Here is a 24,401-nt window from a genome sequence, read left to right on the forward strand (position 1 = left end):
CAAATTTCTTTTAAAATAACTGAAAAATTTATCTTGTCTATGAGAAATGTGTACATCATCTGTTTCTATATGTTTTTTTGAATATATCTTCATTTTATCTTAATTAATAATAGATTTGTACAGTTCTTTTGGTATATTTATCGAAATATTATGATAAATCGAGGAGAAATAACACAACTACTGGTTCAAGTAAATAAAGGGGATATGAATGCTTACAATAAAATATTCCCCGTTATTTATAATGAATTACGACATATAGCACATAGGATACGTTTTCAATATTTTGGAATAGAAACATTGAACACAACCGCTATTGTGCACGAGGCCTATTTAAAAATTATTAATTCTGAAGCTAACTGGAATAGTCGCGCCCATTTTTATGGGGTAGCAGGAAAAGCCATGCGTCATATTTTATTAAATGCAGCACGCAGAAAAAATGCCATAAAAAGAGGTAGGGATGCACAACATCTTTGTTTTGAAGAATGGGAAGAAAAAATAAATTTATCCGATGAATGTTCAGATGAATTGTTAAGATTAGATGAGGTTTTGACCGATCTAGAAAAAAAGGATAGTAAACAAGTGAAAATAGTGGAGTGTAGGTTTTTTGCCAATATGACCATAGAAGAAACAGCAATAGTACTTGATATATCACCCTCCACCGTAAAAAGAAATTGGCAAGTAATCAAAGCTTGGATTTACAGTCAGATTCAAGCCAAAAAAACGGCTTAAAAACAATGGGTTATTCTTGGAGTGAACTGGAAGACATCTTCCAAAATGCATTAAAAATGCCTGTCGCTGAGCGGGAAAACTATGTAGAAAATAAAGCAAAAAACGATGAGCGATTGAAACAAACTGTGCTCATGATGCTCCGAGATGCCGAAAATGCTGACCAATATTTTGACAAACTTCAAGAAGGGATTGCCCATGGATTAGAAGAAAAAAAGGAAGATATTTATCAACAAGGAGACATAGTTGATAAGTATAAGATTGTTAAGCCCTTGGGACGGGGTGGAATGGGTCAGGTTTATTTAGCTGAAAGAAATGACCGGCAATTCGAACAAAATGTTGCGATCAAATGCTTTTCTTCAGAAGAGGTAAAAGAAAATTTCTTTGAAAATTTCCGAAATGAAAAACAGTTTTTAGCTAACCTTAATCATACAACTATAGCGCATATTATTGATGGAGGGGTTACAGATAATGGAGTCCATTACATCATCATGGAATATGTAGACGGATTTCCAATTGATGAATATTTAAAAAAGCATGAATTATCTACTCAAGAAAAGCTACAGCTTTTTTTAAAAATCTGTGATGCCATCAATTATGCTCATAATAGATTAATACTTCACTTGGATATTAAACCATCCAATATTTTAGTCAATAAAGAAGGGCAAGTTAAATTATTGGATTTTGGAATTGCTCAAAAAATGGGCGAACCATTAAAACAAAATCATTTATTAGTCTCCCCTTTTTATGCTGCTCCTGAACAATTAAAACAAAAGCCCATTAGTGTTGCTACAGATATTTTCCAAATGGGGATTTTGTTGCACTTAATACTCTCAAATGATTTGCCATTTCAAAAAGGAGAAGATCCTACGTATTCAAAGAGAAGCCTCAAGTTTGCGGATGAAGAAATTAATACGGAACTCCTCTCTATAATTAAAGTTTGTTTAAATGAATCGCCAGAGGACAGGTTTGTTTCAGTTTCAGCATTAAGTCAAGAGATTGAAAATTATTTAAGCTCTAGACCGGTAAATGTACATAGCCAGAATTGGACTTACCTAGCCGGTAAATTTATTAAAAGAAATAAGATTAAGATTTTGCTTTCTGTATTACTGATTATATCCATGATAATTGGTATTGTCTTTTCATCTTATCAGGCTAATAAAGCTAGAGAAAGCGAACTGAAAGCAATTAAAACAAATGAATTTCTATTAGATATTTTCAAAAGTGCTGACCCTAATTTGACAGAAGGAAGTCTTACTATAAAAGAAATTTTGGATAACAGTGTAAATAGTATTGAGTCAAAATTTGAAGATGAAGAATTTAAACTTAGCCTTTATGATCGTTTAACAAATATTTACACAAATGTTTATTTATGGAATGAATCTAGGGAACTAGCTGAAAAAGTACTTAATAGATATAAAGAAATAGATAACTACAGCAAGCTAAAAATAATGAGTACGCTCGGAGGAAATTATAGAGAGCTTTCTGAATTTCAAAAGGCAGATTCAGTTTTTAAATTGCTGCTAAATAGAATAGAAGAGCCAAAGGGAAATTTACCTTTAGAATTTAAGATTGAAAACATACTAGCATTTGCTAAATCTCAACAAATACAAGGAAATTATGATACTGCCCTTCAAATTATTAATAAAGTGAATAATTACATCACTAATGACGTTCGTGAAATGTATAGAGCAGATATTTATAATCATTACGCCTCTGTTTATAAAGATTTATCCAAATTTGATTCAGCATCCTATTATCAGACAAAAGCTATAAACACACTAAAACAAAAAACAAGCCCAGAACATCATCATGCATTAGGTATTTACTATAATAATCAGGGAAATTTATTTAAAGATATGTCTCTCTACGATTCTGCTATAGCTTCATTTGAAAAATCAATTAGTTTAAAAAAGAAAATTGACTCCAAAGCAAATATTGATTTAGGGATCACTCTAAGTAATCTGGGAGGCGTTTATTATAAAAAGAAGAATTATGATAGTGCCTCTATTATTCTGAACAGAGCGATAGAAATATTTAGTAAACAGCTCAAACCAGATAACAATTTTATTGTCTCCACTAGATATAGTTTGGCAAATATTTATTACACCCAATTAAAATTTGAAAAGGCTTTATCAGAATATAAGGAAATACTAATTGCAGATACTGCTAATTTCGGGATGGAACATCCTTATGTGGCAGACGATTACATATCCATTTCTAATTGCTATATTGAATTAAATGAAACTGATAAAGCCTATGAATATTTGAAACGAGCTAAAGGCATAATTGAAACCAAATTTGATGAAAGTCATCAAAAGACTTCTTACCTCTACAATAAATTCGGAATTTTATTCGAAAAGCAAGAAAATTACGCAATGGCACAGATGTATTTTCAGGAATCTTACACTTTGGCTAACAAATATCTTGGAGAAGATCATCGCAATACCAAAATATATAAAGATGATGTAGAGCGTATATCCAAAATTATGAAAGGAGACGTTAATAAAATGTGATGTATTGAGAATTCTATTTGATACTGAACTATTTTATAAAAAAGCTATATAGCTTAAGTAATGTAGCTATTGAAGTTATTATTCTACAATTACTGATTTGGTTTTATTGTACTCCGAACTTCCCGCTTCAACTATGAAAAATTTGGGATTATAATAACTTAAATCATATTCTTTGGTGAATAGCCCTGATTTAGAAACGGTCTCTTGTTTTATTAAATTACCTATTAAATCATAAATTTTAATGGTGGTTGATTTGTCATTTTCTTTGTAAAAGCTAAGGGTAAACTTTCCAGTTTCTGTCTTTTTTAACTTAAAATCAAATTCAGGATTTACTAATAACTTTTTAGGATAGCTGACTCTCCCTTCTTTTTCAACGCTTTCTATTTGAACGCTATCACTAGAGCTTTCCTGAGCATGGGAAATCGATAGTGCAAAACAAAATAAAAAAAGTATAAGTAAAACTCTTATCATATTTAAAGGAGACAATTATTCTTCATCGAATTTTTCTAATGCAAAATCTTTGCCATTAAAAGATGCAAAAGTATTATAATTAACCCACTCCCCTAAATTTATATAACGCGAATTTTTATTTACTTCTAAATCAAGTGGTAAATGCCTATGTCCAAAAACATAGAAGTCATGATGAGTCTGCTTTTCAATCTCTTTTGTATAAGCCCATAACCATTCTCCTTCTCCCAAGAATTTCTCTGTTTCATCAGTGCTGCTGCTTATCCTACTGCTGGCAGACCATTTATTTGCAATACTTATTCCTAGATCAGGATGGATTTGACGGAACAACCACTGACAAACTTTATTATCAAACACTTTTTTAAGGAATTTGTATTGTTGATCGCCAGGTCCCAAGCCATCTCCATGACCAATCAACATTTTTTTATTATTGGCTAATAAAGTTATAGGCTCTCTAAAAACTTCAATACCCAATTCCTCTGTGAAATAACCAAACATCCACATATCATGGTTACCGGTAAATAGATAAATAGGCAAACCTGAATCTGCTAATTCTGCCAATTTACCTTGAAATCGAATAAATCCTTTAGGAATGGCTTTTTTATATTCATGCCAAAAATCAAATATATCGCCTACTAAAAATAAAGCAGAAGCATCTGTTTGAATTTGATCCATCCATTGGACAATTCTCTTTTCTCTTAGATGACTTTCTTTTAAGTTTGGCGCTCCCAAATGAAAATCTGAAGCGAAATATATTTTCTTTTCTGCCGGTATGTCCAGTTCGAGGGTTTTCATTATTGGCTACAAAGCTAAAAAAAGGATATTAAAACTTACCTTATTTCCATATTTAAGAACAGAAAACTTTATGTTATATAGAGCTTATTAGATAAATCAGCACATAAAAAAAGCTGAATCTTTTTAAAGACTCAGCTTTAGTTTTCCTAAACTAAATTTTAATTATTTACCTAAGAAAGAACTTAACATCCAGTGATGTTTCTCCATATCTTGAATAAAGGTATTCAACATATCTTCAGTACCAACATCACCTATGTCAATAGCTGCATTCATGGCATCCGTAAGATATGAAAGTAATATTTGATAATCTTTCAATATTTCTTGAACCATTTCTTCTGCAGGTAAATCTGTTGGAGATTCCTTAATATTAGAGTGCTCCATATAATCACTTATGTTACTTAGTGGTGTATGTCCAAAAACTCTAATTCTTTCTGCTATCTCGTCTATGCTCTCCTTGGCAATGTCATATCTCTCTTCAAATTGCTCATGCAAATCAAAGAAATCTGCACCTTTAACGTTCCAGTGAAAGTTTCTTAATTTCTGATAATGAAGATGATAATTTGCTAATAAAGAATTCATTACTTCAACAAGCCTTTGCGTTTCTGACTTATCAAAACCTAATTTTCTATATCTTTTTTCCGCTGTTGTACTCATATATTTATTTCTTAGTTTTAATTAAATAAAAATAAACCCTAAAAGATCAGCTGAAATTAGTTTTTATAATTAACTGAATCTTTCAGTTGATCGATTGTTTCTTTTCCTTTGGATGAAACGCTATCGATTTCTTTATTTAATGTTGATTTCAATTCATCAATTTTCTTCATTGAATCTTTGTAAGATTTATCAACATTCTTTTTCAATTTCTTTCTAGTTTTATCTCCTTTTTCAGGTGCATAAAGTAATCCCGCAACTGCTCCTGTTAATAATCCTAAGCTAAATCCTGTCAAAATTTTTACTCCGTTATTCATAGTGATTTTATTTAGTTTTTTATTATTTATTACTTATACTGTAATAACACTTTTAATTAAATAATGTTACATATATTGACAATTTTGTTGGAAAAATGTTAATATTGTTGACATATGACAAAAATATCGAACAACATAAAATATTTACGGACTGAAAAGGGTTTGAGTCAAACCGCTATGGCAGAAGCAGTTGGACTCAAAAGAGGCAATATTGCATCATATGAAAAGGAACTAGCACAGCCTAGTATCGAGAATTTGGTCAAAATAGCGGACTATTTCGGTATAGATATACATCAAATAGTAAATGAGGATTTACAATATTCCTCAAAAAAAATAAATGAGGAGAGAAACCCATTGAAAATTTTTGAAGAAAGTTTTCCTTTTCAGGGACTTAAAGACCGAGTTAATGCATTGAAAGGAAATCATAATTCAGATGATAAAATCAAAAGGCTAAAAGATCAAAACAAGGATATTCATAAAATGGTTGATGGTTTTAGAGCTTTTCATAAAATGAGAATCAGCTCAAACCAAAACCCAGAGGAACTCAACAAAAAGCTTTCAGCAGACTATGAAAACTTGTTGGATATATTGCAAACAGTTTTAAAAAGTAATACAGATTTGATTAAAATAATTGACAAAAACCATGACTAAATTCTTAAAACTATACTTTCTGTTAATTTTCATTTCAAGTTCATCTTATGCACAGAATTACCAAAAAGATGTGCAATCCATTGAATCCATTATGACAGCTTTAACGGAGGTTATTTCAGGTTCTGCAGATGAAGAAAGAGATTGGGAAAGGTTTAAATATCTATTCTCTGAAAATGCGAAACTGATTCCAACCCAGAAATCAGAATCTGGAGACGTGGCCTATAATTACTGGACTCCGCAGGAGTATGTAGATATGTATAAGAAAAATAGAGGTGGCACTGCTTTCTATGAACAAGAGCTCTACAGAATAACAGAATCATTTGGAAATATTGCCCATTGTTTTAGTACCTATGCTGTGCGAACTGAAGAAAATGGAGCAATTGAAAGACGGGGCATCAACAGCATCCAATTACTGAAAGCAAAAGACAGATGGTATATTATGAATGTATTTTGGAGCAATGAATCTGATGAGGAAAAGCTTCCTCAAAAGTATCTATCAAATTAATTGGTATTTATTTACCAAATACTTGCTCTTCTACAAATGTCAAAATAGTATCGCTCATATTAGAAATTGACTCAGGCCCAGTGCCATATCTTGATACATTTTTTCTAATCCCGTTTCGATTATAACTAAAATTTTGAGTAGGCAAATCTAGCATATCCGAACGATACTCTTCCTTTAAATTCATCCAGTCTGCAGCATCTATAATCCCAAGTAATGCTTCAAATTGTTCATCTTCTAACACCACTTCTTTTTTACCCGATATTTCTGTGTTTTCTTTGCCATTAAACACCAATCTTTTATCGCCATAAAGAGATAATTCAAAAACAGGACAAGGCCCCATGCATGCGGTAGTATTTAAGCTAAAAATCTCCTCTGCTTTTTGTGAGCTCATGCTTTTATTGCTTTTACAAGAAATAAAGGAAAATAGAATTAGAGATATTAAACTTAAAAAGGTTGCCTTATACATACTATTAATTTTTACTATTGATTTCTTACACAAACAAGAAAAAGTATTTTTAGTTACATTTTCGGACTAAGATGATTAATTTTAGTCAAAATAATTAAAAATTAAGTTATGAAAAAAATATTAACCTTAACCATTTGTATCATAATCATTGGATTTAATACAGCAAATGCACAAGTTTTCAAAAAATTTGATCCCGTAATTTGTCCAGTTGATCATAATAGTTATGATACTTCCGTACCTCCTCCAGAAAAATTTAAAGCATTTAATGCGCGTGGCGTTAAGCAAAACACTGCTGACATCATTGTAAATTACAATGGATTTGACGATAATGAAGAAGCTAAAATTGCTTATCAATATGCAGTGGATATTTGGGCATCCTTAATAAAATCACCTGTTCAAATAGTTGTTAATGCTAATTTTAGAGAGTTAGGACAAGGTGTTTTAGGGTCAGCAGGCCCTACAAATTTTGTTCGTGATTTTCCTGGTGCTGTAAAAAGCAATACTTTTTACCCTATAGCCTTAGCTGAAAAAATAGCAGGTTACAATCTTAATACTCCTGGTGATGCTGACATTAATTCCAATTTCAATAGTGACTTTGATTTTTATTTTGGTCTTGATGCAGACCCTCCATCTGGTCAGTATGATTTTGTTTCAATAGTGCTTCATGAATTAGGTCATGGATTAGGCTTTACTGGTGCAACTTCTTTTGAAAATGGTATTGGAAACTGGGCTTTAAATTCTAATGATGATGCTTCTATCTATACTAATTTTGTTGAGCTTGGAGACGGTACTTTGATTACAGATATTCCAAGTGGAACTTCTGAAGCCGGTAATGCTTTTACTAGTAATGATTTATTTTTTAATGGACCAATATCAGTTTCTTCACTAGGTGTTACTCCTCAGCTTTATGCACCTTCAAATTGGAACGGAGGTTCTAGCTATTCCCATTTAGATGAAGCCGAATATCCAGCAGGTGACGACAACTCTTTAATGTCTCCTCAGTTTGGTTCTGGTGAGGCAATTCATGACCCTGGTATATCATTAGACATTTTTGCTGATATGGGATGGGTTCATACTTATCTTAATCATGAAAACACAAACAATGTTACCAATAATCTAACAGATGCTTTCGAAATCAATTTATCCGTTTCTAGTGATACAGGCTATAATGAATTAAATCCCGTATTGGTTTATTCAACAGATAATTTTGAAAATAGTATAACAGTTGAAATGACCAGTGCAGGTGATAATGTAAACTATACTGCCGAGATCCCTAACCCAGGTGTTGAAGCAAATATCAAATATTACTTTGAGGGAGTTGAAGACAAGGCAGGGAGAATTTACACCGCCCCCTCAAATGCTCCGAATAAGTTTTATGAAATCAACATTCTGAATTTTACTACCAAAACTCTTCCTTATGAACTTGCAAATGGTGGCGACTTTGAAAGTAATGAAAATGACTTTCGTTCTATAATCCTTACAGGCAATGAAAATTTATGGGAGTACGGTCAACCTGGAAACGTATTGAATCAGACTACTTCTGGCGATAATGTCTGGAAAACTAAATTATCTGAAAATATTGGCCCACTTAATTCAAGCCTTAGTAGTGCATTAATTTCTCCAATCTTCGATTTCTCTGATGATACTAAAAATCATGAATTATCCTTTAAATTTTTAATGGAAAATGCATTCACTGAAGCAAACGGATTGTTTTCTTCCGGTCCATTTGGATTACAAGTTCAATTTAGCCTAAACGAGGGTCAATCTTGGGAAATATTAGGTGAGGCGAATGATCAAAGAGGAACCAATTGGTATAATGTAGAAGAATCAAGTCCTTCTGTTTTTCCTATAGAAGAAAATGCAGGGTGGATTCAGCAAACAATTGAAGTAATAGATGGGGACACAACATTTATTCCTACAGAAGCCAGGTATAATGTTAGTTTCCTTAGTGGAAATGATAAAGTGAATTTCAGGTTCGTTTTCTTCGTTGCTCAAGACTATGTTGCTGCAGGTTATGAAGCTGATGGTGTACTTATTGACGATTTTGAAATCACAACAAGTAGTCCTACAGCAGATTTTGTTTCTTCATCTGAAGGCTTAACATATCCTGGCGATGAGGTAAATTTTGAATATATATCAAAAGGTGCAACTGCTTTTGAATGGAACTTTGGAGATGGAAATACATCAACTTTAGAAAATCCATCACATATTTACACAGAAGGTGGTACGTATGATGTTTCATTAACGATTACAAGTCCTGATGGTACTGATACTAAAATCAAAGAAAAATTAATTAAAGTGGTACCAAGCAGACAAATTCCATACACTCTTGAAGATGGCGGGAATTTAGAAGGAGAGAATCAAGATTTTAGTATTCTTAATATTTCTGGAAGCGGATTCAGCCTAGGATCAAGTTCGATAGAAGGTAAAGCTGGAACAGCAAGTGGTGAAAATGCATTTGTGACTGCCATAAATGATGAGTTATATGTTGATGACTCTGAGGCTTATGTTTATACACCAGAATTTGAATTTACTGGTATTGGAAACTATGAATTTTCTTTTGAAACCAATTATCAATTTGAAGACAACTGGGATGGATTTATTGTTGAATACACAATAGACCGTGGAGAAAATTGGGTGAAACTAAATGATGAACAAGAAGAAGGTTGGTATAACCAAATAAGTGATCCACTTTCTGTTTTTGGTAGTGAAGTCCCTATTTTTAGTGGTAATACTGCTAACGAATTTGAAAAAAAATATACAGACGTTTCATTTCTGGGAGGTGAGGGTAAAGTAAGTTTCAGGATTAAATTCTTAACGGATGCTGCAACAGTAGATGTAGGTATGGCAATTGATAATATTGAATTATCAGGCCCCGAAGCTGGTCCAGCGATACCAGACTTTATTGCTGATATCCAGTCAGGTTGTGAAGGTACGGTTGTTACATTTAGAAATGAATCTATCGGTACAATTAAAGATTTAGAATGGAATTTTGGAGAAGGTGCAGAACCTCAAACTGCTAGTGGTTTAGGTCCTCATGAAGTAGTTTATAATTCTGAAGGGAATTACAATGTTAGCCTTACGGCAGAAGATTTTGTTGGCACTTCCATTACGGAAGAAAAAGAAGCTTTTATTTCAATTGGTGCTAGCCATACTCCTTCTATCACTGCTGGGGAAAGAAGCGAAGATTTTACAGTTTTATTAACGGCAACCGAAGGTCAAGCTTACCAATGGTATATGGATGGAGATACTATCCCTAATGCAACTGAACAAACTTACTTAGCGGTGGAGGATGCACAATATTCTGTAGCGGTAATAATTAATAACTGTTTAGGGTTTTCTGATGGTAATAATATCATTACTTCAAATGATTCTCCATTAGCAAGAAGCTTTTCTGTGTTTCCTAATCCTCTTAAAAATAGCAAGGAATTAAATATCTCTTTTGAAAATGAGTATATCGGTGACTATAGCGTAGAAGTTTATAGCTTAAAAGGTAGTAAGATTTTATCTAAGAAATTTAATAAACTCGGAATTCAAGAAGCTAAAGAAATGAACTTAAATAATGCTATTGAAGGCCTTTATTTAGTAAGAGTTACTACAGGAAATCAAAGTACTCAAATAAAAGTTCTAATCGAGTAAGAATTATTTAATCAATTTAAACCCACAAGATATTTCAAATCTTGTGGGTTTTTTTATTTATAAACCAAATGGTGCCTTATTTTCAAATCTCATTATTTCCTGATTTTTAGGATGTCGGAATTGAATATATTCTGCGTGTAACATCAACCTTTCTGACTTATTTCCATAAAGCGTATCACCAACAATAGGTGCATCTAAACCCTCTGGATGTGCGGAATGAACTCTTAACTGGTGGGTTCTTCCGCTTACAGGAATGAAAGTCACCATACTTTTCTCTTTATTCTGGCTTATTAAATTCCATTTGGTTAAAGCTTTTCTTCCCTTTTCAAAATCCACTTTTTGCATAGGGCGATTATCTTCATCCACAGCAAGTGGCAAGTTCACTTCTCCTTCTTTTTGCTTCAATTTCCCTTCCAACAATGCGCAATATCTCTTATGGATTGTTTTATCCATAAACTGCTTTTGCAAAAATTTATGACTTTCCAAATCTTTACTTATGAGCATAATTCCGGAAGTCAGTTTATCCAATCTGTGCGCTAAAAGCGGCCCCGTAGCTTTCGGATATTTATTCTGCATCCGAATTAATACAGAATCTTTTATTTCTTTAGAAGGAATGCTTAATAAACCAGCAGGCTTCACTATAACTGCAATTTGTTCATCTTCATAAAGTGTTTCGATTACCTTGTCTTCAGCCGTATATTGCAATAATGGGTCATCTTCGAGCTTTAAGCCTTTTAACATATGTCCTAAAATAGGTTTACATTTTCCGCTGCAAGCAGGATAAAATCTACCCTCCTTTCTTAATTCAGACTTAGGGGCCTTTCCCCACCAGAATTCACCCATTGCCAAAGGTTTGTATTCTTGGAGAAAGGCATATTGCAATAATTTGGGCAATGCACAATCTCCTGCTCCAGATGGAGGATAGCCTATTGGTTCAAAAATTTCCTCCACTCCTTTTCTCTTTCCATAAACATTTAAGAACTGATATTGGTCAAAAATCTGCTTTTGAAGTTTATTGGATTTTTGCTTTCTCTCCTTTTTTAATTGCTGGATTTGAGATTCATAAACGGCTACTTTCGATTGAATGGAAGCTATTTTCTTTTTCCATTCTTTATAAAATTTCTTATATACCAGATCTTTAGCAATGCTCTCTTTTCTGAGCTGTTCATCCAACTTATCAAAAGCACTAGGACTTAAATTCACCATTCCCTCTTCACGCTTTTCCTTTCTTATGGCTTTTGCAGCTTGCTTCTTTTCTTGCTCTGATTTTAATTCCAAATTAGAGATTTTAGTTTGCTTTTTTAGCTCTTGCATCAAGCTGTTGAAATTTTGATCTTCCTCAAGCATCTTGATTTTTCGGTTAATCTTCACCAATTCCTCCTCTCCTTTTTTATAGAAACCTTCCATTTCCATTCTATTATAAATAGGAGGAACAAAATTTACAGGAGCTTTCCCAGCATATTCTTGCCCAGAAAAAGAAACCAAATAGCCTAGCTGTCCAGCTTTATTTTGTACCACTAAAATGCCATACATCTTACCGCTGATTTCATTTTTAATTTTTACAGTTCTTAAGATTTCTTGCAATTCATTAGCTGCTAATTCAGTAAGCGGATGTGGTTCATAAGAAAAAGGGAAAGTAAATTTATTAGGTAACTCATAATTTGAGATGTCTGATTTGAAGTTTATGAAATAAGAATTCTGCATAGAAAGGAGTGATTATAATGCCGGTTGCTAAATAGAAGTTAGTGACTCAAAATTAAGTAATTTAATATTCTGCTCCACACTAAAAGTACTTTCAATAAAATGATCAAATATATTGATATAAATCATTTAAAGATCTGATCTATCTTACTAACTCCAAACAACCTATAACGTTCTGATAATTAAGGTATAAACACAATAATCATGAAAAATAAAAGAGTAGTAATAACAGGAGGAAGCGGGGCAATTGGAAGAGCGCTTGCCAAGGAATTATTGGTTAGAGGAGCTTCAGTATTGATTACGGATTTAAGAGAAGAGGATTTGAAAAATGCCAAAGAGGAATTAGGTTCTGACAAGCTGTATACTTTCAAAGCCGATGTAAGCCAAGAAAAAGAGGTCGCTAAATATGTGGCTTTTGCTAAAGAAAAATTGGGAGGTATAGACATTTTCTATAATAATGCAGGAGTAGAAGGTAAAGTAGCTCCATTAGATGAATATCTTTTGGATACATTTGACCAAGTAATAAATGTAAATATAAAAGGCGTTTACTATGGTTTGAGACATGTATTTCCAGTAATGAAAGAAAATAAAGATGGTGGAAGTATCATCATCACTTCATCAGTAGCAGGTATGATGGGCACACCCAATATATTGCCATATGTAACCAGCAAACATGCCGTGATCGGGATGATGAAATCGGCCGCATTGGAAGGAGCACCGCATAACATTAGAGTGAATACTGTTAACCCATCACCTGTTGATAATCGGATGATGCGTTCGTTGGAAGAAGGCTTTGCACCAGGAGCAGGAGCTGAAGCTAAAAAGGGTTTTGAGCAGAGTATTCCGTTGCAGCGCTATGCAAGCAATGAAGATGTGGCAAAACTCATGTTATTTTTAGGGAGCGATGATAGTAGTTTTATCACTGGAACAGTCAACCCTGTTGATGGTGGAATGACTGCTTGATTTTAAATTAGTTTTATTCTATTAAGTAATAATAAAGTTTGCATCATTTTTATATAATGTCTTAAATAGGTTTTAATCACACTTAAATAATATTATAAAGAAAGCTTTGAATAGTTGGGCATAAAGTTTAAAATATATGATTAATTTTGAAATTAAATTAATTGCCTAATGATATTAGCTGCTAGTGTAGATATTCCTATTTTAAGTGACATAGTAGTCATTTTAGGGCTTTCTATTTTTGTAATTCTCCTTTTCCGTAAATTAAAAGTGCCGCCAATTATCGGTTTTCTGATTACAGGTATAATTGCAGGGCCTTATGGTTTTCAATTAATTGATGCAACAGAAGGTGTAAAAGTATTTGCAGAAATTGGTGTAATCCTACTTCTTTTCATTATTGGAATTGAATTCTCCATCAAAAGCTTAATATCCATCAAGCGGGCAGTTTTCATTGGAGGGACGGTTCAAGTGGTGGGTACCATTTTATTGGTAATGTTAATTGCTCTCAATACTGGCTTCGATTGGAGCGCGGCTGTTTTTCTTGGTTTTCTTTTCTCTTTAAGTAGTACAGCCATTGTCCTTAAAATCATTCAAGATAAAGGAGAAACCACTACACCACATGGTAAAACCATTTTAGCCATTTTAATTTTCCAGGATATTATAGTGGTACCTATGATGTTATTTACTCCTCTTTTAGCAGGAGAATCACAAAATATTTGGATGGAAATCCTCATGATGGTGCTAAAAGCAGCATTTTTAATAGCTTTTGTATTAGTGAGTGCTCGTTATATAGTTCCTTGGTTATTCTATCAAATTGCTAAAACCAGAAGTAAAGAGTTGTTTATTTTGGTCATAGTATTGATTTGTTTCTCAATAGCTTGGTTGAGTGCAGCATTAGGACTATCGCTTGCATTGGGTGCCTTTTTAGCGGGGTTAATTGTTTCTGAATCTGAATATAGTCATCAGGCAGCAAGCAATATTCTTCCCTTTCACGAGCTGTTTACATCCTTTTTCTTCGTGTCAATTGGAATGCTTTTGGATATCTTTTTCGTGGCCGATCACTTTTTTATAATCTTAGGCTTAATGGTGGCAACTGTAATTGGAAAATCCTTAATTGCCACATTAGCAGGTGCCATGTTAGGTTATCCAGGAAGGACTTCCTACAGGATAGGATTCTCTATTTTTCAAGTTGGTGAGTTTGCTTTTATTTTATCAACAGTCGGGATCACTTATGCGGTAATTTCTGATTTGACTTATCAATATTTCCTTTCTGTATCTTTATTCACAATGGGAATTACTCCCTTTATGATGAGTATTTCACCAAAATTGGCTGATAAATTAGCTGCCAGTAAATTGGCCTCCAAATTAGGCAGTAAAACTCAAAAAATGTTTTTCTCATTTCCTACTAATCCAGAAGATGCTAGCGAAACACCTGAGGAAGAATTGGACAAACACATTGTCATCATAGGATTTGGATTGAATGGTCAAAATGTGGCTAAAGCAGCAAAAAGCGCAGGCATTCCTTATGTGATTTGTGAAATGAATCCTGATACCATTAAGAAATATAAAGCTTTAGGTGAGCCTATTCATTACGGAGATGCCATTCAAGCTGAGGTTTTAAAAGGACTAGGAGTTTATAAAGCTAAGGTTGTAGTGATTGCAATTTCTGACCCATTAGCCACTAAACGGATAGTTACACAAATCAGGGAGATTAGCAATACTATCCATATTATTGTAAGGACTAGGTTCATAGCTGAAACAGAAGAAAATTTACGTTTAGGAGCAGATGAAGTGATCCCTGAAGAATTTGAAACTTCAGTAGAAATTTTTACCAGGGTATTGAATCAATATTTCATCCCTCAGAAAAAAATTAAAGAATTTGTTCGAAATGTAAGAGCAGATAATTACGAAATGTTAAGAGGCGTAATTAAAAGAAATCCTATGCAGAAGTTAACAGAGGAGTTCCCCAATTTAACTACTGCCTGCTATGATATAGAAAAAGATAATGACGATATTACGGATAAACCGATAGCGGAAACTAACATTCGACATAAGTTTGGTGTTACAGTCATTGGACTAAAAAGAAATGGAGACTTAACCACACAAATAGGCCCTGAAACCACTCCAAAAAAAGGGGATACTATTTTTGTATTTGGTAAACCCGATGATTTGGAACAATTTTACGACAAAATTAGCATCTAATATTATTGCTTAAAATCAACAATTTAATATTTATATATCAGTGGAGAATACAGTTTTAACATCACTCGCCAAAAAATATGGCACCCCATTATATGTTTATGATGCTGATAAAATAGCATCACAAATCAAAAGATTGAACGATGCCTTTTCTGGCATTAATCTTAAGCTAAAATATGCTACCAAGGCATTGAGTAATGTTTCTGTATTAAAATGGATGAAAAAACATGGCACTGGATTGGATGTAGTTTCTATTCAAGAAGCCTATTTAGGATTAAAGGCTGGATTTGATCCCAAGGATATTTTATATACTCCAAATTGTGTTTCCATTGATGAAATTATAGAAGCTGTTGATCTAGGATTGATGATTAACATTGATAATATTTCCATTTTAGAGCAATTTGGTCATCGTTACCATGATACTGTCCCAGTGTGTATTCGATTAAATCCTCACATCATGGCGGGAGGTAATTCCAAAATTTCAACCGGTCATATTGACTCAAAATTTGGAATTTCCATTTTGCAGATGCGTCATTTACTAAGGGTGATTGATAATTATAATATCAATGTGATTGGCTTACATATCCACACTGGATCCGATATCTTAGATTCAGAAGTATTTTTAAGGGGAACGGAAATCATTTTTGAAGCAGCTGAAGATTTTCCAGATATCGATTTTATTGATTTTGGAAGTGGTTTTAAAGTGGCTTATAAAGAAGGAGATGTCACCACAGATATTGAAGAACTAGGCAAAGAAGTAAGCAAAAGATTTAAAGAATTCTGTAAAAAAAGAGGAAAGGATTTAGAGCTTTGGTTTGAACCAGGCAAATTCTTGGTTTCTGAAGCAGGCTATTTCCTTTCAAAGGTGAATGTGATCAAAACCACTCCAGCCACTGTTTTTGTTGGTCTAGATACAGGAATGAATCATTTATTGCGCCCTATGATGTATGATGCTTATCATCACATTGAAAATATTTCCAATCCATCTGATACTCAAAGAGTTTATACAGTTGTTGGATACATTTGTGAGACCGATACTTTTGGAACTGACAGAAGATTATCAGAGGTTAGAAAAGGTGATATTATTGCCATAAAAAATGCAGGGGCTTATGGATTTTCCATGGCTTCAAATTATAACTCTCGATACAGACCTGCAGAAGTTATGGTTCATAATGGAAAAGACCAGCTCATCCGGAAAAGAGAGTCTTTAGATGATTTATTGAAAAACCAAGTAATTGTTGATTTTGAATAAGCTCTATATTTTCTGCTTCAGCTGTATAGCTTTTATCCATTGCTTACCTACACTAGGGCAAGAAAATAAAGTAGATGATTTTAAAAATCAATCACATTTTATAACAGGTATTGGAGGGAGTTATGTAAATGTTTTGGACGAAGGCATTTCTCCTTTATTATATAATGGAATTGGAGGTGGCGTAATTTTAGGCCACTTTCAAGAAAAGGAGAATAGCATCAATACATCCTCTGCGAAATTCGATTTTAACAACCCATCAAGCAGTATTAGCAATGCTGAAATGTATACCTTTAGACTGGAAGGACATTACCAGCACTACTGGAAAATGAAGGATGATGAAAAATGGGACTGGAAAATAAGACCAGGATTTGATTTGTCTGCGAAATGGGCTTTAAGACAACATCTTAGTTTCACTAATAACAGTCAGCATATAGAGACCAGATTTTCAGTTGCTCCGTCTTTAATGATTGAGAATACTTTCCAACTTTGGAATAGAAATTTCAATTTTGGTTATTTCACGAGTATTCCAATATTGACCTATGCTACCCGCCCATTATTTGCCTCCACTAAGTTTCCCGCTTCGGTAAACAAAGAAGAGGTTGAGTTTTTGGATTATGTGAAAGACGGTGAGATCATAAGCTTTGGCAATTATTTCAAATGGTCATCTCAGTTTTATTTGTACTACCCACTAAAAAATGGTAACGGATTAAGGCTTGATTATTTCTGGAATTTTGAAAGCTATAAAGCTCAAAATCCAATGATAACAGGTGAACATTCCATCATGATTAGTACTTTCTTTAAAATATGAAATCAACTCATTTTATCATATTGCTCCTTATATTTTTTGGATTTTCTTCTTGCGAACGGCTTTTCATCAAAGAAGAGCCTGAACCCGAAAATGCGGCAATTTTTGATCATTTATGGGAAACAGTAGATGAGAAATATTCATTTTTTGCTGATAAAAATATTGATTGGGATTCAACTAGAGATGTTTTCAGACCTAAGGCCGTTAATGCAAAAAACAGCATTGAGTTGTTTAATGTATTAGCGGATATGCTTTTTATTCTGGAAGATGGTCATGTCAATATATCTGCAGGAATCGATTTATCCCGAAATTGGGACTGGTTTTTAAAATACCCTTCGAATTTCAATTTTGATGTGATTGAAAGAAATTACCTCATTCCAAGTGAAGATTATCAGATTTCGGGTCCACTTCATAATACTATAATAGACTCAGTTGGCTATATGTATTATGAAAGCTTTTCAGACAATGTAAGTACTTCCTTAATGGATTATTTAGTATTCAAATTTTTGATTAATGAGCAAGCAGGAAGTTTTCAAATCAATAGTTTAGATGGGCCTGTTGCTGGCTTAATAATAGATGTAAGAAATAATGGTGGAGGAAGTATCAGTAATGCCTTCACAATTGCCAATCGATTTGCAGGTGAGAAAATTAAAGTTGCCGATTGGTTTTATAAAACTGGCCCAGGTCATGATGAATTTTCACAAGCTGAGGAAAAATTTCTTGAATTTGATGGGGATGAAGAATATAAATTTAATAAACCCATAGTAGTACTCATCAACAGAAGCAGTTACAGCTCAGCAAATTTCTTTGCAAGTATGATGAGCTTTTTACCGAATGTTACCTTAATAGGTGACCAAACAGGCGGTGGTGGCGGGCTTCCTATAAACAACGAACTTCCAAATGGATGGCGCTACAGATTTTCCTCCACCAGAACGCTTGATGCAAATGGAAATAATATTGAATTTGGAGTAAAACCTGATATTGAAGTAGCGCTAGATTCTACAGACTTTATTGACGGAAAAGACAGAATGATTGAAGAAGCAATCAGTTTTATTAAAAACCAATAATTGCACTTTTCTAATATTTTTGATTACGCCTCAAAACGCAACATCAAGCTAAATTCAAACTAACTTTTATCATTTAAGAATACTTCTAAAGTTAACTTAAAGTATACATTTAATTCATACAGATAAAAATGGGGTAATATTAACCTAAGTATTTTTACTTAGTGCTATTTTGTTTAATAAATTCTCTATTTACTGTAACATATTATTATGTACTCAAAACCTTACATTTCGTGAAAGAAATGACTATTATATTTAACAAAAAAAAGATTCAAGTTATCAAAGGTTTTTTTATCCACAATTAACGCAAGTTATCCACACTTATCCACATAAAATACTTATAGGCTTGATATACAGCAACTTAAAACATATTTAGTTAAATGCAAAATGTGGACAAGCATCAGTAACCCAATCACTTAGCTTAAATCTTACCATAAAACAACTACCAAAGTAATAGATGTAATATTTAATAAATTCGGATTATTCGATTTGCTGTCTTATCAGCTTTTTACGGTATGCATTGAAAATTCTGGACTTGGAAACAAATCCTTCATATTTGCCATCTTCTAGCACAGGTAAATTCCATGCCCCCGTCTTTTCAAACTTCATCATAACAGATCGCATATTCTCTTTGCCTGTTACGAAGGTTGGCGGGCTGTGCATAAGGGTGTTTACAATAATATTTTTTCGAGATTCTTCATCAAACATTATTTCTCTAATATCATCCAAGGTTACGATCCCCATCAATTCGCGTTCTTGATTCACAACAGGAAAAATATTTCGTTTTGAGAAGCGAACCAAATCAACCAACTCTCCTAAAGTGGCATCAGGATCAATCGTGAGTAAGTCAGTTTCAATCACTTTTTTCAAGTCTATCAAACTTAGCACTTGCCGATCCTTATCATGATAAATTAAATCTCCCTTTTCAACCAAAGGCTTGGTGTACATGGAATACTTTTCGAAATAGGAAATAGTGCTATAAGAAATAGCAGAAACTATCATAAGAGGTACAAATAGTGTATATCCACTAGTGATTTCAGCTATTAAGAATATAGCAGTTAAAGGGGCGTGTAATACCCCACTCATGACACCACTCATGCCAACCAATGTAAAGTTACTGAGGCTTATAGGATCTGTCATTCCAGCCTTATTGACTAAATATGCAAACAAAAAGCCTGTTACACCTCCCAAAAATAAGGAAGGGGCAAAAATACCTCCGCTACCACCAGAACCTAGAGTTAAAGCAGTAGCAACTGGTTTTATTAGAATAATTCCGGCTGCAAAGAGTACAATTAAAAAGAAAGACTCAATGTCATCAAAAAACAAACTATTGTTTAATATATCTTGTGCATTTCCTTCAAGAAGTTTAGTAATGGTATCATAACCTTCACCATAAAGAGGAGGCAAAAGAAAGATTAAAAATCCTAAAGATACACCTCCCAAGATTGCTCGATTCAAATCGCCTTTCACATTCTTAATCAATCCTTCTACTTTCCCAACTACTCTAGTAAAATACAAGGCAACTAAACCTGTAAAAATCCCTAAGAAAATATAAAAAGGGGTGTCAGCTGCAATAAATTCATCTGTTAAATTAAATGAAAAAAGGACATCATCTCCCAGCAAAGTAAGCGAAACTAAAGCACCACATACGGAGGCAATCAAAAGTGGAATGAAAGAACTTATAGTAACTTCTGCCAAAATTACTTCAATACTGAAAATCACACCTGCTATTGGCGAATTAAAAATAGCAGAAATTGCTCCTGCTGAACCGCATCCAATTAATAAAGTACGCTGCTTATAATTCAAGTGGACTAATCGCCCGATATTAGAGCCAATGGCTGAACCCGTAACCACAATGGGGGCCTCCAAACCAACTGACCCACCAAAACCTACAGTAAGCGTACTGGTGAGCATTCTTGAAAAGGTTTTGGTTCGCTTTACTATACTTGACTTTTTTGAAATGGAATATAAAATATCAGTTATTCCGTGCCCTAGTTTTTCCTTTAAAATATATTTTGATAAAAGCAGTGTAAGTACTATCCCAATAAGCGGATAGCTGAGATATAGGTAATTCCCAAATTCCTGTTGGAAATCACGAGTTAAAAAGTTCTGGAGCAGATGAACGCTTTCCTTAAGTGTTACAGCAGCCAAACCTGCTATAATACCAATTACACCACTAGTAATAATGACAAAATTAGTGGTGCTGACATGTTTAACACGCCAAATAAGAAACTTAAGTAAAAGCCCTTTAAATTTCATGTGTATAAGTTTATTTTCAACGGCCACAACTTGCCCCGTATATATCGGGATACCCTATGAGAGAACCTGCCTACGTAAGACAGGTTCGCGATAAATATTCAAAACCAACTGAAATATATTTGTCTTTGAATATTTATGCTCATTTCATTCACGCAAAGGTATATAAATATAAAGCTATTCAAGCTTGAAATAAATGTAATTTACTACATTATCAACATAATTTGGGAATGCCATTATACCCATAGTATTTCTAAAAATTGAATCTAAAAAGAAATGAGTTTTTTGAAGTAAGACTGTATTAGTTAGCTTACTCGTCCTAATTTTTTAGCAATTGGTCGATAAATAATTCATATATCCCAACCTTTTGGCACACATCTTGGTCTTTAGTGTATAGTTTTACAAAAACTTTTAGACATGGATAGGTATAGAATAAATTTTGTTTGTAATAAACTACCTGACCAGAAAACTGGATTAAGTGGTTTTAAAGTAGGTGAGAATTACGAAGGACGAGCATTCAACGGACTATTTGAAATAAATGCGAAATGGGGCTCTGGAAATGAGAGTAAATTGATTTCAAAATCACTGTTTGACGAGTATTTTGAGTTAGTTCAGGAAAATCAATACGTTAAAAATTCTGCATGAAAAGATAAAAACCTGTCTAGTTTATAATTAGGCAAAACATATTTCCAATAAAAAAACCGAAGTTTAAGCTTCGGTTTTTTTATTGGATTTCAAATCTGACTCTCTATTCAGGCTGAGGTGTAGTTCTTAAATAAGGTTTAATAACTGTATGCCCTTTCGGAAATTTAGCTGGTATTTCTTCATCTTTTACAGCTGGGGTAATGATAACATCTTCTCCAAACTTCCAATCTGCTGGAGTAGCCACTTGGTGTTTAGCAGTCAATTGTAATGAATCAATTACTCTTAAAATCTCCGTAAAGTTTCTACCCGTGCTTGCCGGATAAACAATACTTGCTTTTATTTTCTTATCAGGCCCGATGAAGAAAACTGAACGAACTGTTGCAGTGGCAGAAGCATTCTCATGAATCATGTCATATAAAGTCGCAACTTTTCTTTCTTCATCTCCAATAATTGGAAATTCTACTGAGGTGTTTTGAGTTTCATTTACATCTTTTTTCCATTCATTATGTGATTTTACATCATCTACGCTGACTACAGCCACTTTAGTATTACGTTTTGCAAACTCATCTTTCAATTGAGCTGTTCTTCCGATCTCCGTTGTGCAAACTGGAGTAAAATCAGCAGGGTGAGAATATAAAATCCCCCAGCTGTCACCTAGCCATTCGTGAAAATCAATTTTTCCTTCTGTTGTATCCGCCTGAAAATTGGGTGCGGTATCTCCTATTCTAAGTCCCATAATTTCTCTTTTAATTTTAGTGAATTACAGGATTATAACGCTTTGTTTAAGAATGTGTTTATACAAAAAAGTTAAGTGATAAAGGTTACTCAATGAAAATTAACATTAGTCCATTTTTATTTATTAAAAAATTTTGGCTGCTACTTTTGGGATAAATGTAAATTAACTAATTTAAACTTCAAATATAGTTAAAATGAAATCGAAGCTTTTAATACTGATTTTAACTTTCCTTACTTGTTTGGTATCCTTAAAACCCATTAAAGCACAGAAAAAGTGGAATTTTGGCCCTAAAGTAGGAATGTATAATTATCAAATGGCCAATAATATTTCTGGAAGATATAATGACATTGATGTTAAAGTACATTTACCAATATGGAAAATTTACGAACCTCGCTTTAATTATATGGGGGTTTTTATTGAGCAACCACTAAAGGATATCCCATATTTTAGTATTACCTATGACCTATCTACTTTCGAACGTTATTTATTTATTTCCCCTTATGATTATAACCCACCACAAGGATTTGTTATACCTCAAGCAGGCGTATTCATTACAGAATATCAAAATTACACTTTAGGTATTTTGCCTTCCCTTCATATCAATAGAGGTTTAGATATGCGTTTGTTTGCAGGTTATGAAGTTCATTATTTACACCATAAAGATGAATCTCTAAACACCTCTGCTTACTCTGATAGATGGATTGAAAACAATAAAAGGCGAATTGAAGTAGCCAATAAATTTATAGAAGAGAATCCCATGGTATCATTCATACACCACCTGGCGGTAGGAGCTGAAGTTAAATATTGGAGATTAGGTTTTGAAGTAAAGTATTTAATGGGTATCAATTCACCACTAAGAAGTGTGAAATTTAATGAAGAATTTACCTATCCACTTAATACTTATGTAAATAGCTTATACTACTCACTTAAATTTTATATCCGGAAGGATAAAGGTTAAAGAAATTATTTAGAAATGGGATCATGCTTTAATGAACCCCATTTTTTTGGCATGAACAAATGCCTCCTCGGTATTTTCCAATAGTAATAAAGGCACTCCCTTTTCCTCAAACTCTTGAGATGTTTTTTGATCAAAATCATCTTTTTTTCCGATTTTTCGGATATAAACTGCTAATATTCTATTTGGGAATTCGTGTAAAGCTTGGCGATAAATTTCAGTATCTCTTTGTCCACTGTCCCCAATCAAAATAAATTTCAATTTAGGGAAAAGTGTCATCAATCGATTTATTTTATCCTGCTTATGTTGATGGCTTCCCCCACCTGTAAAAAGTAAATCCCGCAAGCCAGATTTATACTCTTGCAACAGGAATGGTCCTTTGGGTATCTTTCTGATTCTGAAAAAATCTTGCAAAAATTCGTACAAATTCCATTCACTACTGCTTACATAGAAAAAAGGATTTCCCTTGGATCTAAGTTTTTGGTAGAATTCTGAAACGCCCTCAAAAGGTAAACGTGTTTTGGCATTTTTGGTCATGATCAGTCGAAGCTTCTTAAAAAGCTGAGTGGCATGGGAAACTAAAATGGTATCATCAATATCTGAAATAGTGCCGAATTCAGCTTCCTGACCCACAATCAAAAATTCCCCTCTTGTTCTATATATTTCTTTATCATCATCATTAATAACATAGATAGCTTTATGCCAGCCGGGCTCAAAAGAATGTTCTGGCTCCACCCAAACACTGAAATAACCAAACTCATCGGTTTGTGTGGTGAAATTTTCTTTTCCTAATATAATTTGAACATCCATTTCAGGAATTGGAGAGCTTAAGTAACGTGAAAGCATTATTCTGAAATTCCTTCTTCTCTTATCCGAAGCTTTTGTCTCAAATTCTGGTCGATTTTCTAAAACACCCCCCTTCAGATAAATCAGACCTTGATTTCCATAGCCCATGAAAGGAACAATTTTAAGTGGAGAAATTATACCTAATAATCGTTTTAAGTAGAGGGCAAATCGTATATTTAGAGTGCGTATAATAATTTCTAAATTTTAGTTTAAATCAAAGATTCAATGAAACCATTGAATATCAAATA

Annotated in this window: 21 protein-coding genes; 12 read left to right on the top strand and 9 right to left on the bottom strand. The window is 33.4% G+C overall.

The annotated features are described in order from the left end of the window. The first annotated feature begins 150 nt into the window (after positions 1-150). Positions 151-729: an ECF-type sigma factor gene (locus QYS49_RS02250; RefSeq protein ID WP_308350008.1), complete on the top strand. Its 579-nt coding sequence runs from the start codon at positions 151-153 to the stop codon at positions 727-729. Further along, complete coding sequence (locus tag QYS49_RS02255; protein ID WP_308350009.1) at positions 672-3,242, top strand: serine/threonine-protein kinase; 2,571 nt, start codon at positions 672-674, stop codon at positions 3,240-3,242. The genes QYS49_RS02250 and QYS49_RS02255 overlap by 58 nt, the downstream gene beginning before the upstream one ends. 78 nt (positions 3,243-3,320) lie before the next feature. Here the strand turns inward: QYS49_RS02255 and QYS49_RS02260 are convergent, their stop codons facing one another. The 4 genes from QYS49_RS02260 to QYS49_RS02275 all read right to left on the bottom strand — a co-directional run bounded on the left by QYS49_RS02260 (position 3,321) and on the right by QYS49_RS02275 (position 5,473). Next, positions 3,321-3,713 carry a T9SS type A sorting domain-containing protein gene (locus tag QYS49_RS02260; protein WP_308350010.1) on the bottom strand — a complete coding sequence of 131 codons (393 nt, stop codon included), beginning with the start codon at positions 3,711-3,713 and terminating at the stop codon, positions 3,321-3,323. Positions 3,714-3,728: 15 nt separating this feature from the next. After that, positions 3,729-4,505, bottom strand: coding sequence for a UDP-2,3-diacylglucosamine diphosphatase (locus QYS49_RS02265; protein ID WP_308350011.1), 777 nt, complete (start codon positions 4,503-4,505; stop codon positions 3,729-3,731). A 162-nt stretch (positions 4,506-4,667) separates the two neighbouring features. Next, positions 4,668-5,159 carry a Dps family protein gene (locus QYS49_RS02270; RefSeq protein ID WP_308350012.1) on the bottom strand — a complete coding sequence of 164 codons (492 nt, stop codon included), beginning with the start codon at positions 5,157-5,159 and terminating at the stop codon, positions 4,668-4,670. Positions 5,160-5,215: 56 nt separating this feature from the next. Then, on the bottom strand, positions 5,216-5,473 hold the full coding sequence (locus QYS49_RS02275) for a YtxH domain-containing protein (RefSeq protein ID WP_308350013.1): 258 nt from the start codon (positions 5,471-5,473) through the stop codon (positions 5,216-5,218). Between the two features lie 114 nt (positions 5,474-5,587). On the opposite strand from QYS49_RS02275, the gene QYS49_RS02280 reads away from it, so the two are divergent. Then, a complete protein-coding gene (locus QYS49_RS02280; protein WP_308350014.1) occupies positions 5,588-6,124 on the top strand; it encodes a helix-turn-helix transcriptional regulator in 537 nt (178 codons plus the stop codon). Next, the gene (locus tag QYS49_RS02285) at positions 6,117-6,629 is read left to right on the top strand and encodes a hypothetical protein (RefSeq protein ID WP_308350015.1); all 513 of its coding nucleotides are present in this window, start codon (positions 6,117-6,119) and stop codon (positions 6,627-6,629) included. Before QYS49_RS02280 ends, QYS49_RS02285 begins: the two co-directional genes overlap by 8 nt. A 7-nt stretch (positions 6,630-6,636) precedes the next feature. On the opposite strand, the gene QYS49_RS02290 is transcribed toward QYS49_RS02285, so the two are convergent. After that, the gene (locus QYS49_RS02290; protein WP_308350016.1) at positions 6,637-7,020 is read right to left on the bottom strand and encodes a DUF6438 domain-containing protein; all 384 of its coding nucleotides are present in this window, start codon (positions 7,018-7,020) and stop codon (positions 6,637-6,639) included. A gap of 183 nt (positions 7,021-7,203) precedes the next feature. Between QYS49_RS02290 and QYS49_RS02295 the strand changes: the two genes are divergently transcribed. Next, positions 7,204-10,734 carry a PKD domain-containing protein gene (locus QYS49_RS02295; protein WP_308350017.1) on the top strand — a complete coding sequence of 1,177 codons (3,531 nt, stop codon included), beginning with the start codon at positions 7,204-7,206 and terminating at the stop codon, positions 10,732-10,734. A 57-nt stretch (positions 10,735-10,791) separates the two neighbouring features. On the opposite strand, the gene QYS49_RS02300 is transcribed toward QYS49_RS02295, so the two are convergent. After that, the gene (locus tag QYS49_RS02300) at positions 10,792-12,438 is read right to left on the bottom strand and encodes an RluA family pseudouridine synthase (RefSeq protein ID WP_308350018.1); all 1,647 of its coding nucleotides are present in this window, start codon (positions 12,436-12,438) and stop codon (positions 10,792-10,794) included. Between the two features lie 201 nt (positions 12,439-12,639). Between QYS49_RS02300 and QYS49_RS02305 the strand changes: the two genes are divergently transcribed. The 5 genes from QYS49_RS02305 to QYS49_RS02325 all read left to right on the top strand — a co-directional run bounded on the left by QYS49_RS02305 (position 12,640) and on the right by QYS49_RS02325 (position 18,718). Continuing rightward, a complete protein-coding gene (locus QYS49_RS02305; RefSeq protein ID WP_308350019.1) occupies positions 12,640-13,398 on the top strand; it encodes an SDR family NAD(P)-dependent oxidoreductase in 759 nt (252 codons plus the stop codon). Between the two features lie 168 nt (positions 13,399-13,566). Further along, positions 13,567-15,597, top strand: coding sequence for a monovalent cation:proton antiporter family protein (locus tag QYS49_RS02310; RefSeq protein ID WP_308350020.1), 2,031 nt, complete (start codon positions 13,567-13,569; stop codon positions 15,595-15,597). A gap of 28 nt (positions 15,598-15,625) precedes the next feature. Then, on the top strand, positions 15,626-16,846 hold the full coding sequence (gene lysA / locus QYS49_RS02315) for a diaminopimelate decarboxylase (RefSeq protein ID WP_308351564.1): 1,221 nt from the start codon (positions 15,626-15,628) through the stop codon (positions 16,844-16,846). Next, the gene (locus tag QYS49_RS02320; protein ID WP_308350021.1) at positions 16,839-17,654 is read left to right on the top strand and encodes a hypothetical protein; all 816 of its coding nucleotides are present in this window, start codon (positions 16,839-16,841) and stop codon (positions 17,652-17,654) included. The genes lysA and QYS49_RS02320 overlap by 8 nt, the downstream gene beginning before the upstream one ends. Further along, complete coding sequence (locus QYS49_RS02325) at positions 17,651-18,718, top strand: S41 family peptidase (RefSeq protein ID WP_308350022.1); 1,068 nt, start codon at positions 17,651-17,653, stop codon at positions 18,716-18,718. The genes QYS49_RS02320 and QYS49_RS02325 overlap by 4 nt, the downstream gene beginning before the upstream one ends. A 477-nt stretch (positions 18,719-19,195) precedes the next feature. Here QYS49_RS02325 and QYS49_RS02330 read toward each other — a convergent pair whose 3' ends face one another. Further along, positions 19,196-20,974 carry a chloride channel protein gene (locus QYS49_RS02330; RefSeq protein WP_308350023.1) on the bottom strand — a complete coding sequence of 593 codons (1,779 nt, stop codon included), beginning with the start codon at positions 20,972-20,974 and terminating at the stop codon, positions 19,196-19,198. A 414-nt stretch (positions 20,975-21,388) separates the two neighbouring features. On the opposite strand from QYS49_RS02330, the gene QYS49_RS02335 reads away from it, so the two are divergent. Continuing rightward, positions 21,389-21,616, top strand: a complete 228-nt coding sequence (locus QYS49_RS02335; RefSeq protein WP_308350024.1) for a hypothetical protein — start codon at positions 21,389-21,391, stop codon at positions 21,614-21,616. A 103-nt stretch (positions 21,617-21,719) separates the two neighbouring features. Here the strand turns inward: QYS49_RS02335 and QYS49_RS02340 are convergent, their stop codons facing one another. After that, positions 21,720-22,352, bottom strand: coding sequence for a peroxiredoxin (locus tag QYS49_RS02340; RefSeq protein WP_308350025.1), 633 nt, complete (start codon positions 22,350-22,352; stop codon positions 21,720-21,722). 193 nt (positions 22,353-22,545) lie between these two features. Between QYS49_RS02340 and QYS49_RS02345 the strand changes: the two genes are divergently transcribed. Then, the gene (locus QYS49_RS02345) at positions 22,546-23,310 is read left to right on the top strand and encodes a hypothetical protein (protein ID WP_308350026.1); all 765 of its coding nucleotides are present in this window, start codon (positions 22,546-22,548) and stop codon (positions 23,308-23,310) included. 21 nt (positions 23,311-23,331) lie between these two features. On the opposite strand, the gene QYS49_RS02350 is transcribed toward QYS49_RS02345, so the two are convergent. After that, positions 23,332-24,261, bottom strand: coding sequence for an App1 family protein phosphatidate phosphatase (locus QYS49_RS02350; RefSeq protein ID WP_308350027.1), 930 nt, complete (start codon positions 24,259-24,261; stop codon positions 23,332-23,334). Between the last annotated feature and the right edge of the window lie 140 nt (positions 24,262-24,401).

The organism is Marivirga salinae (assembly GCF_030503855.1).
GTDB classification, from domain to species: Bacteria; Bacteroidota; Bacteroidia; order Cytophagales; family Cyclobacteriaceae; genus Marivirga; species Marivirga salinarum.